The 20,490-nt window shown below is 36.7% G+C and carries 13 protein-coding genes; 2 read left to right on the top strand and 11 right to left on the bottom strand.

The window, feature by feature from the left end:
• Positions 1-2: 2 nt before the first annotated feature.
• The 7 genes from KYH19_RS03090 to dnaK all read right to left on the bottom strand — a co-directional run bounded on the left by KYH19_RS03090 (position 3) and on the right by dnaK (position 10,385).
• Positions 3-1,124 (bottom strand): suppressor of fused domain protein, encoded by a 1,122-nt coding sequence (locus tag KYH19_RS03090; RefSeq protein ID WP_219077512.1) that lies wholly within the window; start codon positions 1,122-1,124, stop codon positions 3-5.
• Positions 1,125-1,135: 11 nt separating this feature from the next.
• Complete coding sequence (locus KYH19_RS03095; protein WP_219077513.1) at positions 1,136-2,356, bottom strand: DUF3999 family protein; 1,221 nt, start codon at positions 2,354-2,356, stop codon at positions 1,136-1,138.
• Positions 2,346-4,724, bottom strand: a complete 2,379-nt coding sequence (locus KYH19_RS03100; RefSeq protein WP_219077514.1) for a DUF2339 domain-containing protein — start codon at positions 4,722-4,724, stop codon at positions 2,346-2,348. The genes KYH19_RS03095 and KYH19_RS03100 overlap by 11 nt, the downstream gene beginning before the upstream one ends.
• 656 nt (positions 4,725-5,380) lie before the next feature.
• Positions 5,381-6,412 (bottom strand): Atu2307/SP_0267 family LLM class monooxygenase, encoded by a 1,032-nt coding sequence (locus KYH19_RS03105; protein WP_193422628.1) that lies wholly within the window; start codon positions 6,410-6,412, stop codon positions 5,381-5,383.
• 67 nt (positions 6,413-6,479) lie between these two features.
• Positions 6,480-6,779: a hypothetical protein gene (locus KYH19_RS03110; RefSeq protein WP_219077515.1), complete on the bottom strand. Its 300-nt coding sequence runs from the start codon at positions 6,777-6,779 to the stop codon at positions 6,480-6,482.
• Between the two features lie 148 nt (positions 6,780-6,927).
• Positions 6,928-7,848 carry a M28 family peptidase gene (locus KYH19_RS03115; protein WP_219077516.1) on the bottom strand — a complete coding sequence of 307 codons (921 nt, stop codon included), beginning with the start codon at positions 7,846-7,848 and terminating at the stop codon, positions 6,928-6,930.
• 680 nt (positions 7,849-8,528) lie between these two features.
• Positions 8,529-10,385, bottom strand: coding sequence for a molecular chaperone DnaK (gene dnaK / locus KYH19_RS03120; protein ID WP_219077517.1), 1,857 nt, complete (start codon positions 10,383-10,385; stop codon positions 8,529-8,531).
• A 308-nt stretch (positions 10,386-10,693) separates the two neighbouring features.
• Between dnaK and KYH19_RS03125 the strand changes: the two genes are divergently transcribed.
• Positions 10,694-13,429 (top strand): TonB-dependent receptor, encoded by a 2,736-nt coding sequence (locus tag KYH19_RS03125; protein ID WP_219077518.1) that lies wholly within the window; start codon positions 10,694-10,696, stop codon positions 13,427-13,429.
• Between the two features lie 40 nt (positions 13,430-13,469).
• Here KYH19_RS03125 and KYH19_RS03130 read toward each other — a convergent pair whose 3' ends face one another.
• The 3 genes from KYH19_RS03130 to KYH19_RS03140 all read right to left on the bottom strand — a co-directional run bounded on the left by KYH19_RS03130 (position 13,470) and on the right by KYH19_RS03140 (position 18,487).
• Positions 13,470-14,615, bottom strand: coding sequence for a PepSY domain-containing protein (locus KYH19_RS03130; protein ID WP_219077519.1), 1,146 nt, complete (start codon positions 14,613-14,615; stop codon positions 13,470-13,472).
• 4 nt (positions 14,616-14,619) lie between these two features.
• Positions 14,620-17,100: a TonB-dependent receptor gene (locus KYH19_RS03135; protein ID WP_219077520.1), complete on the bottom strand. Its 2,481-nt coding sequence runs from the start codon at positions 17,098-17,100 to the stop codon at positions 14,620-14,622.
• Between the two features lie 151 nt (positions 17,101-17,251).
• Positions 17,252-18,487, bottom strand: a complete 1,236-nt coding sequence (locus KYH19_RS03140; protein ID WP_219077521.1) for a glycosyltransferase — start codon at positions 18,485-18,487, stop codon at positions 17,252-17,254.
• Between the two features lie 150 nt (positions 18,488-18,637).
• On the opposite strand from KYH19_RS03140, the gene KYH19_RS03145 reads away from it, so the two are divergent.
• Positions 18,638-19,219: a tRNA-(ms[2]io[6]A)-hydroxylase gene (locus tag KYH19_RS03145; protein ID WP_132394891.1), complete on the top strand. Its 582-nt coding sequence runs from the start codon at positions 18,638-18,640 to the stop codon at positions 19,217-19,219.
• Between the two features lie 41 nt (positions 19,220-19,260).
• Here the strand turns inward: KYH19_RS03145 and KYH19_RS03150 are convergent, their stop codons facing one another.
• Positions 19,261-20,355, bottom strand: a complete 1,095-nt coding sequence (locus tag KYH19_RS03150) for a DUF3810 domain-containing protein (protein WP_219077522.1) — start codon at positions 20,353-20,355, stop codon at positions 19,261-19,263.
• Positions 20,356-20,490 lie beyond the last annotated feature (135 nt).

Consider the following 20,490-nt stretch of genomic DNA (forward strand, 5'->3'; position numbering starts at 1 on the left):
TTTTAACTTAAATTAATTTCATCACGGTCGATATTGAAAATTTCTGATCCGATGTTATTTAACTTTTCACTGAAGGGCTCAAATCCATGATCTATAATATAATTTCTTTCCTTTTCAGTAACGGGCACCATCCATAATATATTCACCTGACTATCACGGTAATTTTCAAGCTGTATATCAGGTAAGTGATTCAAATGTTTCACCAGTAATACCGATGTCATTTTTGTGCGTTCAAGAATATTAAAAGTAACGGTGTGGCCGTTCCCAAGCCAGGAAATTCTCTTCCATGGAATGCCTGCCTGCCCGCTGATCCAACTGCCAATAAGGTTAAGTTCTGCCTGAGACAAACCTGCATTTAAGAGCAAGCCCAATTCTATTCTGTTTACCTCATTAGGGTCTTCGCTATACATTTCAGCCACTGGCATAGGTAGTAACGATAGTCCAACGGTCACAAATACATCTTTAATCTCTCCTTTCTTCAAAAATAATCCTCTGGGCGGCCATTCGTTTCCATCTATTGCAAAATATTGATCACTTTTACCTAAATTGTCTTCATATTGCTGGAGCAATTGAGGTTGAATCATTTGAAATGGATTAATTTCCTGATCCCACAATTGCCAGTATTCTTTCGATTTTCTAACCCTTTCTAACAAGATATTAGAAGATTTAAGTTCCCAGCAATAATCTCCTTCGCCAACGCAGTCTCTGGCATAACCTGAGAAACCATTCATGCCAGCCCAGGATGGGATGATGGCAATAACTTCTCCCTTTTCCATTAAAGCAGCACCATCACCTTCCTCAAACCAGACAATTTCCAAATCATCTGCATGCAGAGGTGTTTGTCCTTGGGGGAACCTGCAGTATGCTTTGATTAACATTGGCGGAATCCCTTCTTCCATTTGTTTTAAATCTGCATTTATCGGGGCTTCATCCAGATTTCTGATCCAACAGGCTTTAACTCCAAAATCGGAATCTTCATCACCCCACAAATAAAAATAAGCAACTTGATTATCCTGCTCCACAATAGCAGTAATCGGACAAGCCGGACTTCTCAATTCCATGAGTACTTCTGGTTTTTCCCTTTTAGGAGCGTTTGAACCAAATAATTTTTTTAATAAACTCATCTATGTAAATCTTAATTCTTCAACATTTTAAATGAAAACCAGCCCAATAGCCCAATAATAACTACCATTAGTACCCAAAGCCAGGCTTTATTTTCGAATAATGGTTTTTCTATTTTTATGGAGTAAGCCGGGTTTTGCTGTTCCGCTCCAATGTTTACGCTGGTTAAATTAACCGGGATTTTATTTTGGAATTTTTCAATTTCATAAATCGGACTAGTTGCCTTTTCATTGCCATAATATAGCGCATATTCATTTTTTTGCTGATCAAAGCGGGCTATAATTTCATAAATATTTCCTTTTAATTGTAAGCCGCTTAAACGTAACGGCTTATTGTCGTTATTTTGAATAGTAATTTTCAATCTGGAAGCAATGGTATTTTCGAAATTGAATGCCGTTTCTTCCAAAGAACTTATTGTGCCTTCATAAAGATTCGCATAATTGTACTGAATGCCTTTGTCGGTTTTAAAACTGTCTGTTGCATATTCAATTTTGATCGGACGGTAAAAATCGAAATCGCTTTGTGCATTCAACTTTAAATAGGATAGGGGAACCGGAGTGGCTAGGGTTATATCAACAACGGTTTCCTTTTTGGATAGATCGTTTTTAACATCGAAAGATTTGTATCGAACCTCTTTATAGGTTCCCTTTATGGTATCTGTTTTGGAAATTTTTGCTTCCAATAATTCAGGCTGTATGGGACTTTTTACCGCAACCCTAAAATATTGATATTTCGAATCAGGAAAATTCAATTTGGTAAACTGGTAATCTGTATCGTTATTTTTAATGGATAAAATTCGATAGTCTGATAAGATGGCAAACCATTGTTTGTTATCATTACTCCCTTCAAGGGTCACTTTCCAATCGAAGTTGTCTTGTTTGAAAGCTAGTTTAATCTGGTTAATTAAGTTTATTCCTGGCGATTGAAAAGTATAATAATAACCATTCGTATTGGTGCTTTGGTTAATCTGTTTAAATGTAATATCATTTGTAGTTACCTTATCTGCACGCTGTTTTAACAGGTAAGGCACTTCTATGGTATCTTTTCCATTAATGCCAAAAATCCTTAAATCTTCGAAACCTGCATTTGCTTTTTTATATAAATCATCTGGCAGCGTCATTTTATGCCAGACCGTATTAACGCCGGTTATACTCCGTTTAAATTTGTATGTATTGGTTTGCGCATTTGCGATACTGGTACAAAGCAAAAGCAAGCTAAATAGTTTAATTTTCAATTTTAGCATCATCTATAATTAAATGTTTGTATTTATTGTAAAGGAAAGAAATGATAAGCAATAATACCCCTAACGACACAAAAACTATGGTTTTAGAGATTGTGCTTAAAGAATAGATGTCATAAAAGAAAAGCTTGATCAAGGTTATTCCAAATAAAACCATCGCCCCAATGCGTAAGTGTTTTTTGTTTTTAGCCAGGCCCATACTAATTAAGAATAATGAAAAGATACCCCAAAGGATGCTCAATCCCAGTTTATAACTTCCTTCTGAATGTGATAATTCTAAAATGTTGATCAATTCGCTGCTGATGATCCATAACAGGGAAAGATAAAGCAGGTAATCAAACATCGTTTTCAAATCTTTTTTCAATAGCCCTGAACGTTGCAACTGATAGCATTGTACAATCAGCAAAGCAAAAAAAGCGATTGCTACATACCTGATGCCGATATTAAATGAACCAATAATGAAATATTTACTTTCAGGAATTAAATAGGTATCTCTAAGCTCGCTTAAGTTATAAAGTCCGAATGTTAGAAACGCTATGATAACCAGAAGATTAATCAGCAGGTTAGCAACAGCAAGTTCGCTGTTTTTTAGTTTTTTAATGTTCAGATAACTTAATGCTGAGGCAAAAAACAGGGTGTAAATATAAATCCACGCTGTTTTTAAAGTCAGGTAATTATAGTTGTATTCACTGCTTGAGTCATAAAACTTTGATTTTGGATTGAGGTCAATCTTGCTCAATTCGAATAGGTTGTTAAAGTATTTAGAGATCTCGATCCTAAAGGTAATGTAGATCACAAAAACCAGAATAGCGGGAATGGAATAACTAAGTATCTGTCTCATCCAGATCCATTGTACAGGCTCGTCACTTTCTTTTTTGCTAATACTGAACATCCAGAAAAAACAGGCAATAAATATGCATGCGGTTAAAAAACCTACATTAAGGATTGGTGTGATTGTGATTGAATTCCAATTGTAGATATCATAATAAGTTGTCCAATCTTCCAGCAGACTAAAAAAGGCAAGAAATATTAATGGAAATGATAGTTTTTCGTAAATAACAATCTTTTTTACCCGAGCTAAGTAGAACAGCATTGCGGCCTCTACCACCCAGAAAATGGTAACCCAACCGCCATCTAACTGAACAGGAACAGCCATGGTAATAAAGGTAATCATCATTGCCAGGATAAGATAAAACAGGTTTTTATCAGCAAGGTTTTTCTTGTAAATAATCAGGCATACCAAAAAATGGATCACAGCATTTGCCAATGTAAACAAGCCCAGCAATTCAGCGCTGTTTTTGTTATTTGATAATATTAAATAGCCTATTCCGTAATATACGAATGAATTTAAAAGTAAGATGATTACATCGCTAAAGCCAAAAACCTCTTTTTTGCTTACTTTGTAGGCTAGGTTGGTAATGTAAAAAGTGAGGAAAAATAGCGTTGAAAATAATATTGCGAGGCTAAAATAATTGTTTGTACTGCTTAAATCTAAGCGCCAGGCACAAAAGATGATCCATGTTAAGCCAAAAGATGCATAGAACAGGGGTTTCCAGTATTTTTTGAAACTGAGTACCAGAATCCCAATATTGATAATGGCCATGTAGGTAAACAAAATACCAACTTTACCAGAGCCATCGCTCAATAAAAATGGAACAGCATAAGCGCCAACCAAACCAATATGGGCGATAACCTGTTTGTTATATTTAATTGCTGCAACAACAGTAAATGAGGTAAATACAACCATTAAAGCAAAGGCCAGTGCCTGCGGAATTAAGGAATAGAAATCGTAAGCTGCATAGGTAATAAAATACATAATCGCAATCGCACCGCTAACCAACACGGCTGAAAAATTTTCATATTTAGCTTTAAGCTTAATGGCAAAAGCCATTAAACCTACGCCAACAGAGTAACCCAAAACAATTCTTGTAAGTGGACTAATCATATCGTGATCAATGGCATATTTGGCCCCGATTGCTACACCGATAATTAAAATCAGGATACCAATTTTGCTGATTAGGTTTTCTCCTATAAACTTCTCGAAATCAGATTTAACCATGTTTTCGCGCTTAAATCTATCAGCGAAATTAGGTTGCTTTTGGTTTGCCGCAGGCGAGATAGGCGCAGGGGAAGGTTGTGGTGCAGCAGAACGTTGCGTGGCAAAGTTAGGTGGTGTATTTCTTGCTGGTGGTGTAATTATAGGCTCATGAGTTATTGTTGAAGGCATAGGCACTGATCCTGGCGTTTGCAGCGCCCTCACCTCGTTTCTTAAGGCTTGAATTTCGGCTTCAAAGCCTTGTTGCCTGAGCAATAAGTTTTCCAGCTTAATTAATAGCAAGTTTAATTTCTCGGAATTATCCATTCTATATTTTGTACTACGTATTTTTACTTTACTAATATAAGAATGTTATTTTATAAGGGGAGGAATATAATAAATGAGGTGTTTTACCGCCTTTGCCTGGCAATAGGTCGGTAAAAAATTTCCTAAAACAGGAGAGGAGTAAGAACTGCTGAGGCAAAATCAGTTCGTATTATTGAGATTTATAGTTTAACCCTTTTGCTAATTTTACAGGATAAATCAGCCTCCCTCCTTATTTTCAAGGAGGGGTTGGGGTAATGTCATTAAGTTAGGCAGCACGGTTGTCAGTCTGAGCGTAGTCGAAGACTTCTTTAGATTGATAAAATGCAAATAAATGCCCTTCGACTACGCTACCATAGACAGAATCTATCAGTACGGCCGTCATTCTCGCGCAGGCGGGAATCTTAAAGCGCTTGTATTAAGATTCCCAATCGAGTTGGGAATGACGATTCCTCGCAGCCCATAATTCGCTAAAAAATCTGTCATTCATATTGATTTTTAAACCATAAATTACCCCTCAGGGTAACATCTTTTTGCAATTTATATTATTAACTTAATGAGATTGGGGCTGTTTTTTTGGATTTTATGCACATTAAATTAATTTGCTGATTTTACAGCAAAAATTCTTTTACAGATTTTTGTAAAACAACAACGCCTAATTACTTATTCAAAGCTTCGCGTACTTTTGGCGCAATTTTGCTTCCGAATAACTCTATCGATTTCATCATTGCAGCGTGAGATGGTCCGCCAACATCCATGTGGGCAGAGAAACGGGTTAAGCCAAAAGTTTCTTCCATAGCTAAAATTTTATCTACCGATTCGTTTACATCGCCAATAATTAAGGCTCCGCTATTGCTTCGGCCAGCGTCGAACTGGTTACGTTGATAAGGTGCCCAACCGCGTGATTTACCAATCCTGTTCATCTGAGCTGAATACAGCGGGTAATAGTAATCTGCAACTTCGTTACTGTTTTCGCCAAATAAGGAATGCATATGAACACCTACTTCGAACTTGTTCATATCATGACCATAGGCCTGGTACACTTTTTTGTAATAATCAAAAAGTGGTTTAAACTGTATAGGCTGACCTCCGATAATGGCAAACATTACCGGTAAGCCTAATCTACCAGCGCGTTCTACTGATTCTGGTGTTCCTCCAACGGCAACCCATATTTTTAAGTTATTATTTACGGCTCTTGGCAACACTTCCTGATTGTTCAGTTCTGCTCTGAATTTACCTTTCCAGCTAATTTTAGTTTCCTTATTTATTTTAAGGAGTAATTCTAACTTCTCTTCATAAAGTTCGTCGTAATCTTGCAGGTTATAACCAAACAAGGGAAACGATTCGATAAAGCTGCCACGACCAGCCATTAATTCGGCTCTACCGTTTGAAATTAAATCTATCGTTGCAAAGTTTTGATACAGTTTAACGGGATCAGATGAACTTAAAACCGAAACCGCACTGCTTAATTTAATGTTTTTAGTTACTGTGGCTGCAGCGGCCAGTATAATTTCAGGGCTTGATACGGCGTAATCAGGGCGATGGTGTTCGCCAATGCCATAAAAATCTAAACCAACTTCGTCCATTAGTTTTATTTCTGCTATAATTTCCTGAAGTCTTTGCTGGGCGGGTTGAATTTCTCCTTTTGCATTGATCTGCAGATCGCCAAACATTCCGATACCTAATTCCATATTGCTAAATAATTTTAACAAAGTTAATGGTTAAGGATGAAGTGGTTTTTGATGTATGGTAAGAAATTTATGAATCGGTGAGTTTACCAAGCGTTTTTAGAATTGTTTCCAATTCGCGGTTGGGGTAATCAAAATTTGTGGATTCGATTTTAAATTTTCTACCATTTTGTAAGACAATGCTAATGAAAGAATATCTTCTACGTCCAAATGACTCATCAATAGCTTTTATTGTTTTAATTTCATTCCACTTAAAATTCCCCAGTTTTAACAATGTGATTTCATTTTCATCGGCAATAATTGCGTATTCATCCTGCTTCGCGATTAGGTTTTTAAAGTAGAAAATAAAGAACACAGTTAATATAGACATTGAGATTATAGCTGATTGCACATAACTTAGATCAAACATAAATATTGGTGCGACAAAGAATAATGGGAACATTGAGAAGATATAAATCATAATGAATATGTTGCCATTGTCTTTAACTTTGATCGATTTAACCATATTCTGGAATTTATTATGGGTTAAAAGAAATTAGTCCATTATAAACCCCATCAATTACTTTACTCATTCTTGATATATCGAGGGTTTCCATGGTATCGGTTTTTTGGTGGTAATTTTTATTCCGGTAAAAGGAGGTATCGGTAATCATCATGGCATCGTAGTCAAATTTCCAGTAATTTAAATGATCAGAAAAATCGATACCTGGAAGTGAAGTTGGGCTGGCAAATGTTTTAGTTAAGATACTTTTGCTTGCTTTAAAGTTTTTAGAAAACTGATTTACAAATTCACCAGAACCGAATTTTTTAACCAGTGTAATGTAATTCCCCTTGTTTCCATACTTTACTGATAAAATACCTAGAGGGTAGGATTGCGATTTGGTTTCATCCTTAAAATAAGCAATCATTTCGAGTGAAATCATACCAAATACTTCAGCTTTTGATTCTTTTAATGATTTGGCGTGAATGTAACTGCCCATAAATTCGGTTCTGAAATAGGGTGGTTCTTCTAAAGTATAAGCTACAAGATCAATGCGGTAATTGAGTTTTTTACCTTTAAGCAACCTGGAAAGTTCTATTAAACCAACTATACCGCTGGCATTATCATCCGCACCTTCCTGATCTCCGCAAACATCGTAGTGTGCGCCAACGATAATCCGTTTTTTATTTTCTGTACCAAAAGAGCAGATGATATTTTTATAGATTTTTTGATCAACATCATATTCTTGTACGGAAACACTATCTGATGATTTTTCAAAAATTGTTTTGATATAATCAGCCGTTAAATTGAGTTGATCGATATTGGTATGGTTACGAAATTGAGGTGTTTTGGTTAGGGTTTTTAAATAAGTTTTGATTAGGCTTGTATCTGATTGCGCAGAGGCACTACCTTGATATACAATGAAAATGAAGAGAAAGCGAATTAAGATTTTAAGCATGGGTTAAAGTATCAGGATGTTTGTTGTGATCCTTAACCGAAGATAATGATTTGGGTTTATTTTATGGGCAGATCAACCAGTGTTTTTTCGGTTAGCCCTCGCTATTAAACCCGATTATAGCGAACACGAAGTGCAACGAAGTAAAGCGTTAAGCGGGGCTTTCGGAGCCGATTAGCATTGGTATTGCTTTCCAAAAAAAAAAACGTAATGAAGATCTTAAGCAGATTTGAACCATATAAGGAACATAAGATCATATCAGCTTATGCCTGGAAAGATTCTGAAACAAGTTCAGAATGACGGATCTATCAAACAAGTTCAAGATGATGCGATTGTATTATTGCTACCTGAAACTGGCGATTGAAATTGTTTAAGCAACCTACAACCTGAGTTTTTTATACTGGCCTATTTAGTTAAACCCGATTATAGCGAACACGAAGTGCAACGAAGTAAAGCGGTAAGCGGGGCTTTCGGAGCCGATTAGCATAGGTATTGCTTTCCAAAAAAAATCGGAATGAAGATCTTAAACAGATTTGAACCGTATAAGGAACATAAGGTCATATCAGCTTATAACCTGGAAAGATTCTGAAACGAGTTCAAGATGACGTATCTATAGAAGCAAATTCAGGATGACGCAACTAGGTTAAAATCGGAACCTGTCAACTGAAAACTGCCAACAGAAATTACTCTATCTTCTTACCTTTCATTGCAGTAGAAATCGCAGCATCCATTACACGCTCAGCAAAGGGGCGGGTAAATTCATTCAATTCATCTGCTTTCTTTAAAATGGTATCTTTTTCCTGTGAGGCTAAAGCTGTTTTTAATGCTTCGATATGTGCCACGGTTTCTGCAATTTCGGTCTCGCTTAAATGTTCTGCATGTTTTTTGATAAAACCTTCAGCCGTGTAAACCAATTGTTCACCTTCGCTTCTTGCTTCAATCAGCATCCGTTGTTCTACATCGCTTTTGGCGTGGGTAATGCTGTCGATCAACATTTTTTCTACCGTATCGTCGCTCAAACCATAACTTGGCGTGATTTCGATTTCTTGTTTAACACCAGAACGTAACTCAATTGCCTGCACGGTTAAAATGCCATCGGCATTGAGTAAAAAGTTGATATCAACCTTTGGCAAGCCGGCGGGCATTGCAGGGATTCCTTTTAAATCGAATGCGGCAAGTTTTCTGTTTTCCTTAACTAAATCGCGCTCACCCTGGTAAACAGAAATCTTCATATTCACCTGTCCATCAATAGAAGTGGTGTATTGGCGACCGGCTTTAGTAGGCACTTTGCTGTTACGGGCAATAATTACATCCATTAAACCACCCATGGTTTCGATGCCCAAAGAAAGTGGGGTTACATCCAACAATAAGATATCAGAACGGTTTCCGGCCAAAACATCAGCCTGGATGGCTGCACCAAGTGCTACTACTTCATCAGGGTTGATATTATCTTGTGGTTTTTTACCAAAGAAATTCTCTACGGCCTGTTTTACATATGGTGTACGGGTAGAACCTCCTACCAAAATTACTTCGTCGATATCGGCAGAGGTTAAATCAGCATCTTTCAATGCATTTTTACAGGCTGTGATGGTTTCTTCCACTTTTGCGGCAATCAATTGCTCAAAAGTTTGTTTATCCAAAGTGCACCAGATTTCACCAACCTGTTCATTATATAAATTTTGGGTCGATAACGCTTTTTTAGCAGCTTCGGCCTGTAAACGTAAGGTTTGCATTAAAATGTTATCCTGAGCAACCACCATTACATCAAGATTGTTTTTCTCCAGCCAATAGTTTAAAATGGCCCTATCGAAATCATCACCACCTAAATACGTATTTCCGTTTGTGGCCAAAACCTCAAAAATTCCATTTTGAATCTGTAGAATAGATACATCAAATGTTCCTCCCCCTAAGTCGTAAACTGCAATCGTTTTTTGTTGCGAAGGATCTAAGCCGATTCCATAAGCTAAACTTGCTGCGGTAGGTTCGTTCACAATGCGCATCACATCTAAACCCGCTAATTTTCCTGCATCACGGGTGGCCTGGCGCTGACTGTCGTTAAAGTAAGCCGGAACAGTGATTACAGCCCTGTTAACTGGTGTTTTTAAGGCATGTTCTGCTCTTGCCTTAAGTTCTTTTAAAATTTCTGCAGATAATTCTATAGGTGTATAAAAACGGTTACCAGCCTGGATTTTTACCAAAGCATCGGTATCGTCATCGATAATTTTGTAAGAAAAAATAGCGGCGTGTTCGGCTACATCTTTATAAGATCGGCCAAGAAGTCTTTTAACCGAAAAAATCGTGTTGGAAGGATCAGTAGTTAAGTATTCTTTCGCCTCGTTACCTACAATCGCTTCATTTTGGCCATTAAAATAGACCACTGATGGTACCAATATCCCTTTGCCAGCGTCGTTAATTACCTGCGGATTTTTATCTGGATTAATAAACGCCACCAAACTATTGGTTGTGCCTAAATCTATTCCAACTATAATTTCTTCCTTCTGAAACGAACCTGTAGCAAGGTTAATTGATATTTTTGCCATAGGAGCAAAAATATGCTTTTTAAATAAAGGTTATGTCATTCATTTGTTAGCAAGAAAATATAAGCCTCAAGAATTATGATTAAAAATAGTATATAGTTTATTTCTAAAAACAAAATAATAGCGATGTGATATTTTTGAAATTTATTATTTATAATAAAATGTTTAATTTTTTCCTATCGGATCTGCTTGTTTGCTCGTTTTACGTTGTTTTTCTTTGAGTTTTAACATGTATTTTGTGTTTTAAGGTGTTTTTATATGAAAATTATCGCTACAATATTTATATTGCCTGTACATTTATCTAAATTAATATGAAAAAACATCTATTTTATCTATTGCTTGGGCTTTATTTACTCCCAATAACCTCTTTTGCGCAAAATATTATAAAAGGTAAGGTCACAACATTGAAAGGAGAAGGAATTATGGCCGCTTCTGTTAAGGAGAAAGGTACAGGAAAGGGTACTGTTACCGATCAGAATGGAGATTTTCAGATTTCAGTTTCTGATAAAGGAACCTTAGTTGTAAGTGCTATTGGATATGAAACCAGAGAAGTAGTAACAACAGCCGGACCTTTAACAATTATTTTATCTGAAAGTTCACAAAATCTTGGCGATTTTGTGGTGGTCGGAACCCGTGGTAAAGGCCGCTCTTCTATTCTTACGCCTGTTCCCGTTGATGTGATTAAAATTAATCAGGTGAACATGCCTACTGCAAAAATGGATTTAACTTCAATTTTAAATGCTGCTTCACCGTCTTTTAATTTTAACAAACAAAGCGGATCTGATGGTGCAGATCAAATAGATTTGGCTACGCTCAGAGGTTTGGGGCCAGATCAGACATTGGTTTTGGTAAATGGCAAACGTCGTCACCAAACAGCCTTTGTTGCAGTATTCGGAACCAGGGGAAGAGGGAATTCAGGAACAGATTTAAATGCAATTCCGGAATCTTCGATAGACCGTGTTGAGATTTTACGCGATGGTGCATCGGCACAATATGGATCGGATGCAATTGCAGGGGTAATTAACTTAATATTGAAAGAGGATGTTGGTGTATTAAGTGTTAATGCCGGGTATTCAGGTTATTATGATCCAAGAAACAACACCCATTATGCTAAAGAACTTGGGCAGTATCGCCACAGTGGCGCAATTGATGGGAATGCGTTTTCGTTAGGAGCCAATTATGGTGTTGCACTAGGCAAAAACAATGGTTTTATCAATTTTTCCGGGAACTTTTTTGCTAATGGAAAAACATTTAGGCAAAACCTGAATACAGATTTAAGTACCAAAGACGGCTTGCCTATTAATACTGTGAGGAGATCTACAGGAGATGGATCAGTAACCTCTGGCGGTTTAATGTATAATATGGAGCTGCCAATTGCAAATACAAAAACAGTCATTTACTCTTTTGGAGGTGGCAATATGAAAGCCTCTGATGCTTATGCATATACCAGAAATTTATCAGGGCGGCCTGAACGTTTTCCTGACGGAGTTGCCGGAAATCCTATTTTACAAACCACAATAGATGGAGAAACTTATTTTGATCCGATCATCCAGACAAAAATCCAGGATTTATCCTTTGCAGCAGGTGTAAAAGGTATCTGGGGTAAGGACTGGAACTGGGATTTAAGCAATACGCTGGGACGTAACAATTTCCATTTTTATGGCGATCAAACATTTAATGCTTCTCTTGGTGCTGGTAAAACTCATTTTGATGATGGGGGTTTTTCATTTTTGCAAAATACAGTCAACTTTAATTTGAGTAAGGCAATTCCAACTGTTGCATCCGGTTTGAATTTGGCTTTTGGCTTAGAGCATAGATATGAAAACTATAAAATTTACGCAGGAGAAAAAGATTCATATTCTAACTATAACCCAGATAAAGCTACAGGTTCTCAAGGTTTTCCGGGTTATCAGCCAGGCGACGAGGTTAATGCAGGCAGATCTAATGTTGCTGCTTATGTTGATGCAGAATTGGATGCTACCGATAAGTGGCTTATAGGTGTTGCTGTTAGGGCAGAAAATTACAATGATTTTGGCTTCACCAGTAATTACAAATTTGCGACCCGTTATAAATTAACAAACAATTTTAATGTTCGTGGATCGATAAGTACAGGTTTTCGTGCACCTTCACTACAACAAATTAATTTTAGCAATACGTTTACAAACGTGCAGGGAGGCAAGGTTTTCGAAGTTAAAATCGCACCGAACTACAGTCCAATTACAAAAGCAGCCGGAATTCCTGACCTGAAACAAGAAAAATCTGTTAATGCAAGTTTAGGCTTTTCGTGGAAACCAGTTTCTGAAATTACGGTAACCCTGGATGGCTATCGCATTAATATTAAAGACAGGGTGGTACTATCTGGTCAATTTGACGAAAGTATTCCCGCTTTAAAACCAATTTTGAATCAGTTAAATGTTGCACAGGCGCAGTTTTTTGCAAATGCAGTTAACACCACAAATTATGGTTTGGATTTAGTTGTAGATTATACTAAGCGCTTTGACAATAAAAGTATTAAGGTCTTATTTACCGGAAACTTAAATCATTTAAATATTGATAAAATTAACATTCCGAATGCTTTAAGTGGTTCTTATGAAAATCAGCAGGCATTTTTTAGTGACAGGGAGCAAGCATATATTAAAGCATCTGCTCCCCCTGTAAAACTGGGCTTAAACTTAGATTATGGGTTTGGTAATTGGATGGTTGGAACGCATTTTCTATACTATGGCAAAATTTCGATTTTAGGGTATGGTTATGCAAACACTTATCCACCATTGGTTGAACTGGATAATGATCCAAGCAAAACGGTTTTAGAACAGTTTAATTATTCAGGCAAAATGGTTACTGATGTTTATGCTTCTTACAAAATCTCGAAAAAAGTGACAGTGTTTTTTGGTGCAGATAACGTATTTAATATTCACCCTGATTATGGTTACGTACAAGGCGCAAAACTTTCTGCCTACGATGGTGAAACAGGTGGTGCATGGGATGCGGTTCAGATGGGCTTTAATGGTCGGAAACTCTTTACCAAATTGGCTTTTAATTTTTAAAAGGAACTGAACATAAATGCTAAAGAGGCTTTTGATCAGTTCAAAAGCCTCTTTTTTTTCTTTTTCCCCACCAGATCAAAAATCCGGTAGTGGGCAAGGTTGCAATAATTAACGCAGCCATAAATGCGAGTATCTTAGTAGGCCAGCCAAATAAGCCACCATCATGGATATCAAGGTTTGAATTGCGCCATTTTAAACCCAATGGCTTATTCTGATGTAACATTTGATCCGTAAGCAAACCCGTATTTGGATTGAAGTAGAAATAACTTAATCCCCGCCAGGCATCTCCTGAATGAATGATCTGAACGGTAGCCATCATACTTGCTTTTTCTTCTTCTGGATAATTTAGCAGGATCGCTGTGTAATTCCCTTTATTTAATCTGATTAGTGTATTTAAGGCCAGGTTACTAGCTAACCTGGTTTTATGTTCAGCCGGAGATTGTACATATTCTCTTAACAAAACCGGCTTTTTAGCTGTGCCCAATGATTTATAAACGCCCAGTTCCCACCATTTAAATGACCAAACCAGGCCAGTGATAACGATTACCAATGCAAATGGAATCACATAAAAACCAAACGTACTGTGCAAATCCCAGTTAAGTCGTTTAAACCTTGCATTCCACTTTACTGTTAAGCGTTGTCTGATGTTTTTTAGCTTTTTAGGAAGCCAGATGATAAAGCCTGTAAAAATAATAATCAAAAACAGGAGGACAGAAGAGCCTACGATAAAACTTCCAATAGGCTTCTTAAATAGCAAATATTGATGAATCAGTCTGACTACGCTAAAAAATTCATGTTTAATATCAATAACCCCGAGAACCTTTCCGCTAAACTGATCGATATACACATCTTTATTATATGCTACCTGACCAAGATAAAAAAATGATTTAGCCTTTTTATTGGCTTTAGAAGCTGAAAATACGTAGGCGTATTGATCTGATTTTACTTCTACACGATTAAATTTTTCGTCAACTGGAAGTGCCTTCTGTGCCTTTTCTTCTAAAATATACAAAGGCAATGGTTTACCCGCTGCCTTTGTATAAACAATATCCTGATGGAAAAAATTAAACAACTCCTCTTCAAAAACATATATGCAGCCCGTAAAGGCTACAATAGTAATGATAACACCACTGATCAGGCCAAGCCACAGGTGTATAAAAGCAGCTATTTTTTTAAATTTTTTCAAAATTTTAATTGAAAGTATAACCTAACGTAAATAAATAATTTGATGGCGTTCCCGGGAAAAGTCTTAAGTAATCGTATCCGCCAACCCAGTGCACTTTATTCGTAATATTATTCATGTTAAACTGTACTTGTACCTTACCAACATTATAATAAAGTGCCGCATTGAATAAAGTATAGCTTGGAATCGTTTGATTAAAATTCAAAGATAAAATTCTGGAATCTACATAATTTGAACCAGCGCCAATGCCTAGTCCTTTCAAAATACCATCATTGAAGTTATATTTTGCCCAAATATTGGCGGTATGATGAGGCGCATTTGGTTTCTGTATACCAACTTCTGATGCAATAGGACTATCCGTAATCATTGCCTGATTATAAGAATAAGACGCCAGTATACTCAATTGAGGAATAATGCGACCAATAATATCGAATTCAATCCCTCTTGAACGTTCTTCTCCTACAGCACGTAAAAGATCTGGTTGGCCTTCAACATTTGCAGGATAAAGCACATTGGTTTGTTTAATCTGGTAAATGGCTGCAGAGGCTGTTAAGTGATCATCCAGCCAACTGGTTTTAGCACCAAATTCAATCATATTGCTTTTTAAAGGATCAAATGGTCCACCGGCATTTGGGTTGGAAATGGCCGAAGCGGTTTGTGGCGTGTAACCCATTACATAAGTTCCGTAAAGGTTAATGTTTTGTGTGGCTGAATAAACTAAACCAAATCTTGGTAATAATGCTTTAGAATGTGCTTTTGCTTCAGTCGGTTTAAGGTAATTGGCGAAATCGGTATAATACTCGTAGCGTAGTCCAATCAAGGCCTGTAATTTACCAAATTTGATATTGTCCTGTACGTAACCGGCATGCAGAAAATAGTATGTTGGATCATAAGCCGCCTGGGTAAAAAAGTTTTTGCTGTCATCCTGCATGCGTTGTGACCCCATTACATCATTCAGGTTGAAAGATGGTACATTCGGTACCAGCAAATTATTTACCACAAGGAAGCGCTTGATATAATTGGTAGGATCCTTATCATAATCAGCTTTCACGAAATTTAAAGAACCCGTATTAGCCGCATTTCTATAAGATAATGCGGTTAATTGTGAGGCGCCAACAGGTAGTTTCTCGCTGGCGAAATCATATCCGGCAACAATAGTTTGTTCTATTTTACCAGTTTTAAGCTTGTAGTTAATAAATCCAGAGAAGTTATCAATATATCTTTTACGGATTCGGTTAAAAATCTGCATGGCAACTAAATTGGTATTGGCAACTCCTGATGCATTGTAAACATAGTCATTGGCACTTCTGTGCTCATACAAATCTTCGCTGTATCCTGTCTTCATGTAAGAAGCTGTAAAATTCAGGTTCTCACTAAAACGGTGATTTAAGGAAAGTGCAACATTATAAGTTTTCTCATTCAGCCGATCGTTCCCTGTATTTAGTGAAGTTGATTGTGGCGTAGAATACAGGTTTCCATTCCCAAAAACGGATTGTCCACGATCTAAACGGCTTTTTGAATCATTGTAAACCAGGTCGAAGTTTAAACTGGTGTTTTTCGAAGGTAAAAACGTGAGTGATGGTGCAATAACCACATTTTTATCAAATTGTAAATCGCGGAATGAATTTGCATCCTCATAACCAAAGTTTAAGCGGTATAGTAACGTACTATCTTTATTTGCAGGTCCGGTAACATCGGCAAGCGCACGGAAAGTATTGTAACTTCCCATAGAAAGGCTCAATGATTTACGGGTTTCTGCCAAAGGTTTTTTGGTTACACGGTTGATCACACCACCCGGACTCGCATTGCCATAAAGTGCTGATGACGGGCCTTTTAATACTTCAACACGCTCCAGGTAATTGGCCAGGGGCTGTTTCCAGAAACCAGTGCTGGTACGCATGCCGTTGATTAACTGGGTATTGCTGCCGCCATTAATTCTGAAACCACGAATAGTGATGTCATCATAAAATGTGAACTGATTTACGCCGCTGAAGTTTTTAACCACTTCACCAACCCGTACAGCACCCTGATCTGCAATTAGTTCTTTACTTGCATAAGAAACCGATTGTGGTAAATCTTTTAATAAAATTTCTGATTTACTTCCAATAAATGTGGCGGTATTTTTATAGGTTTTCTCTTTCCTGCCGGTTATTTCAACCTGTTGTAAATCTGATTTTGTTGGAGATAAGCTCACATTAAAAGTGATTTTATCACGATTCAGATTAATATTTCTGCTGGTAGTGATGTAACCAACATAGCTGAATTTAATTGTCGATGTGGTTTTGCTCACAGATAAATTAAAATTTCCTTTTTGATCGGTGATTGTTTTTTCATTTCCATGATCAGCATATACATTAACTCCAGGGATTACTTCACCGGATTCATCGGTTACTTTACCATTTATGGTCACCACTTCCTGGGCTGAGGCAAGGGCATAAATACCCGTAAAAACAATTAGAAATAACAGTTTCTTATAAAGATTAGACATTGAAATTTGTTTGGTTTTTATTTAGACTTATTTTAAATAATGCGCAAATCTAATATATTTCTGAAATGTTACAAAAGGAAAATAAAATAATTGGAGGCTTTTGTGGGTTGGGAAGATGAGTGGTCGGTAAGATATAAGATATCCAAATAGACTATTTCTTGTTTTTTTCTTCAATCCACAAGCTCATGTATTTTGTACTCAGTACCGTGTGATGATTTAATATCTGTCCGAAAAAGTTATTTTGTCGGTGTGTAGTTAGATCTGAAGCTAATCTTTCGATTTCTTTAATGAACTGATCAGCAAAATATTTTGCTGAATATCTTTGGTTAATGATTTGTACACCGTTCTGCTGTGCAACTTGCCAGGCATTTTTATCCTGATAAAGTTTTACAGCTTCCTCGATAAAAAGTTCCAGATCATCTTCAGTGCTACCATTCCAATCTAAATCACCTTTCATGGCTTCTGCGCCAACAGATGTAGTTACCGACGGCGTGCCAACCTGCATGGCATCGATAAACTTACCTTTTACACCCGCACCGAATTGAATAGGGGCAAGTAATATTCTGTGTTTGGCAATAGTTTCCCTAGCATCTAAAGCTCTTCCTTTAATTAAGAACTTTTCGCCTTTATTATCTAGTTGCAGCACTTTTTGCGAGGCATAAGATCCAAATATATTCAAATTTGCACCTGGAAGCCTTTTTCTGAGTATTGGCCAGACTTTGGTTTTTAAAACCTGAACGGTATTCCAATTGGGCTCATGAAGGAAATTGCCAATGAAAACAAAATCTGCCCGATCTTCAAAGGAATTCCATTTTTCGATCACCTGCTGATTGATTTCTTCTTCCAGAAATGGTAAATAATAAATCAGTGAAGGATCAATTTTGAATTGATTTTTCAGGATATCCATCTCCACTTCCGAAATGATTAAAGATAAATCGCATCTTAAAATTGAAGCAATTTCTCTTTTAGCAGTGTCAGAAAAGAAATCTAAAACTTGTTTTTTTTTATCGCTTTGCTGGCGCGCACTTCTAAGGCAATGTAAATCTTCTGTATCTAAAATCCTCAATGCATCAGGGCATTCCTGCTGAACCCGCCAACCATATTGTTCCTCTACCATAAAACGGTCGAACATGACAATTTCAGGGTTTAGTGTTTTTAAAAATGAATTAAAGCTTTCATCATTCAGCTTTATTTGCTGCTCAATAACAGGAGTTTGTGTGAAATCATAACTGAAATCGCTTTTTGATGCTGCAGAGGCAAAAGTGATTTCGTAATCTTTGTTCAAAAATAAATCGACCAGTTGAATCATCCGTGTTCCCGCTGCCGAAGAAGTGGGTTCGGGCCAGACTAATCCAATAATCAATAATTTTTTTACGCTTCTACTCATTTTCTACAAAATAAGCTCTTTTTTTTTGCTCCCGCATATAAATGTGATTTTTGCAGATTAAAATCTAGATCTGCGATTATCTACTAAATCTGCGGGATATATAAACGTATCTTAAATATTCTTAATTTTGCAACTCAATTACACCACCACATGTTAGGATTAAAATTGTTGACAGACCCACGTTGGGCAAATATTGCGGAATCGAATTTAGAAGAAATTTTATCTGACCATGCCTGGTGCGAACAAAAAGCGGCTACCAATGCCATTACCTTGATCACTCAAAATTCTGAACATCAGGATCTGGTAGATGAACTAACCGCCATTGCCATTGAAGAGATGCAGCATTTCCAGATGGTTATTGAAATTATAAAAAAACGAGGTTACACCTTAAGCCGCGAACGGAAAGATGATTATGTTGGTCGTTTGGTGAAATTCAGTAAAAAAGACGGAAGCCGGAATATGGCTTTTATTGACAGGTTATTGTTTGCTGCAATGATTGAAGCCAGAAGTTGTGAACGGTTCAGGGTACTTTCGTTAAATATTAAAGATGCTGAACTGGCTAAGTTTTATCACGAACTGATGGTTTCAGAAGCAGGACATTACACGACATTTTTAAACTTTGCCCGTAAATACAGTACGGATGTAGATGTAGATAAACGCTGGAAAGAATGGCTGGATTTTGAAGGCGAATTGATTCAAAGTTTCGGAACTAAAGAAGCGATACACGGGTAAATGATGTAAGATGTTTTATGGGAAATGGATGATGGAGGTATTTATCGCTTGATCTTCTGACTTTCAGATCCCTGAATTTCCGACTTATGAATATTCCACAGCCAAATAACGATATCCTGATAGCTATCGATACCTTTTTTCTGGTTGTTCAGTTTTAAGAAACGATCGAAAGCGGCATCCATATAACCGAACATATCACCATTGTATTTTCTCCAGAATTCTTTTTCAATTTTAAAATCAGCTAAAACCCGAGGTGAAAGTTTTAAATAAAGTAATTTATAGTCCTCTGGTGATTTCATCCGGATTTCGAATAAGATATACCGCAACATTTCATAATTGGCAGAATATTGGTAATTCACATCAGGACTGTTTCTTGCGGTCAGGTATCCCAAAAGATTAGCTTCATCTTCGTAAGCAATGCCTAATTGGTGCCCAATTTCGTGGCAGCTTACATAGGGTTTAACGAAATCTGGCAAATTCATATTCATATTAGCTTCGCCAGAAAGCGGTGCATAATAACCCTCGATGCCGATTTTACTGATGATCCATGAATTTAAAACCCATTTTAAGCAAGGATTGGAATATCTGAATACTGAGTTTTTTTTCTCCATAAATGAGTAAGCAGCGGCAGATTTTGATTCGAGCTCATTAATCGTGTAAGCGGGCACTTTATTTTGCCTCAATTTTAAGGCATTGGTTTTATCAACGAAATAATTGCACAGAACAACTAATTCTTTAACATTATATTTTTCGTTGCCAATTCCTAACTCCTCGCTAATACTTGGTCGGCTATAATTTAAACCCCATACGATTTTGAAAATGATATAGAGAATTAAGAAAAAAATTAAAATTTGTAAGGGGACAACAATTCTATCCTGTTTTTTTAGTGATTTACGTCTTTTGTAAAACCTTACGATTTTATAAATTACAAAGCCAATAAGTAAAACATATATCATATCTCCAATAGCAAAAGGAAACAGAGCAGAAATAAACCTTAATGCTGAAGAAATGTAAGGATAAAAAGCTGTTGAATAATATTTTTGGACAAGGGTAGGGAAGAAGCCAAAAAGGTAGATCAGCAAAGCAATTATTAAAACTGCAATGAATTTTGAATAGATAGATTTATTTTTTCGCATTTTATATTACCAGCTAAAAATAACGACTATCATCAGGATAACAAATATAAATATCGGTCTTAACAATTGTTGCTGGTTTGCTTTTCTTTCGAAACCATCTTTTCTCAATTTCCAGGAAACCATAATTTAAAAAAG

This window comes from Pedobacter sp. D749, from assembly GCF_019317285.1.
Taxonomy (GTDB): domain Bacteria; phylum Bacteroidota; class Bacteroidia; order Sphingobacteriales; family Sphingobacteriaceae; genus Pedobacter.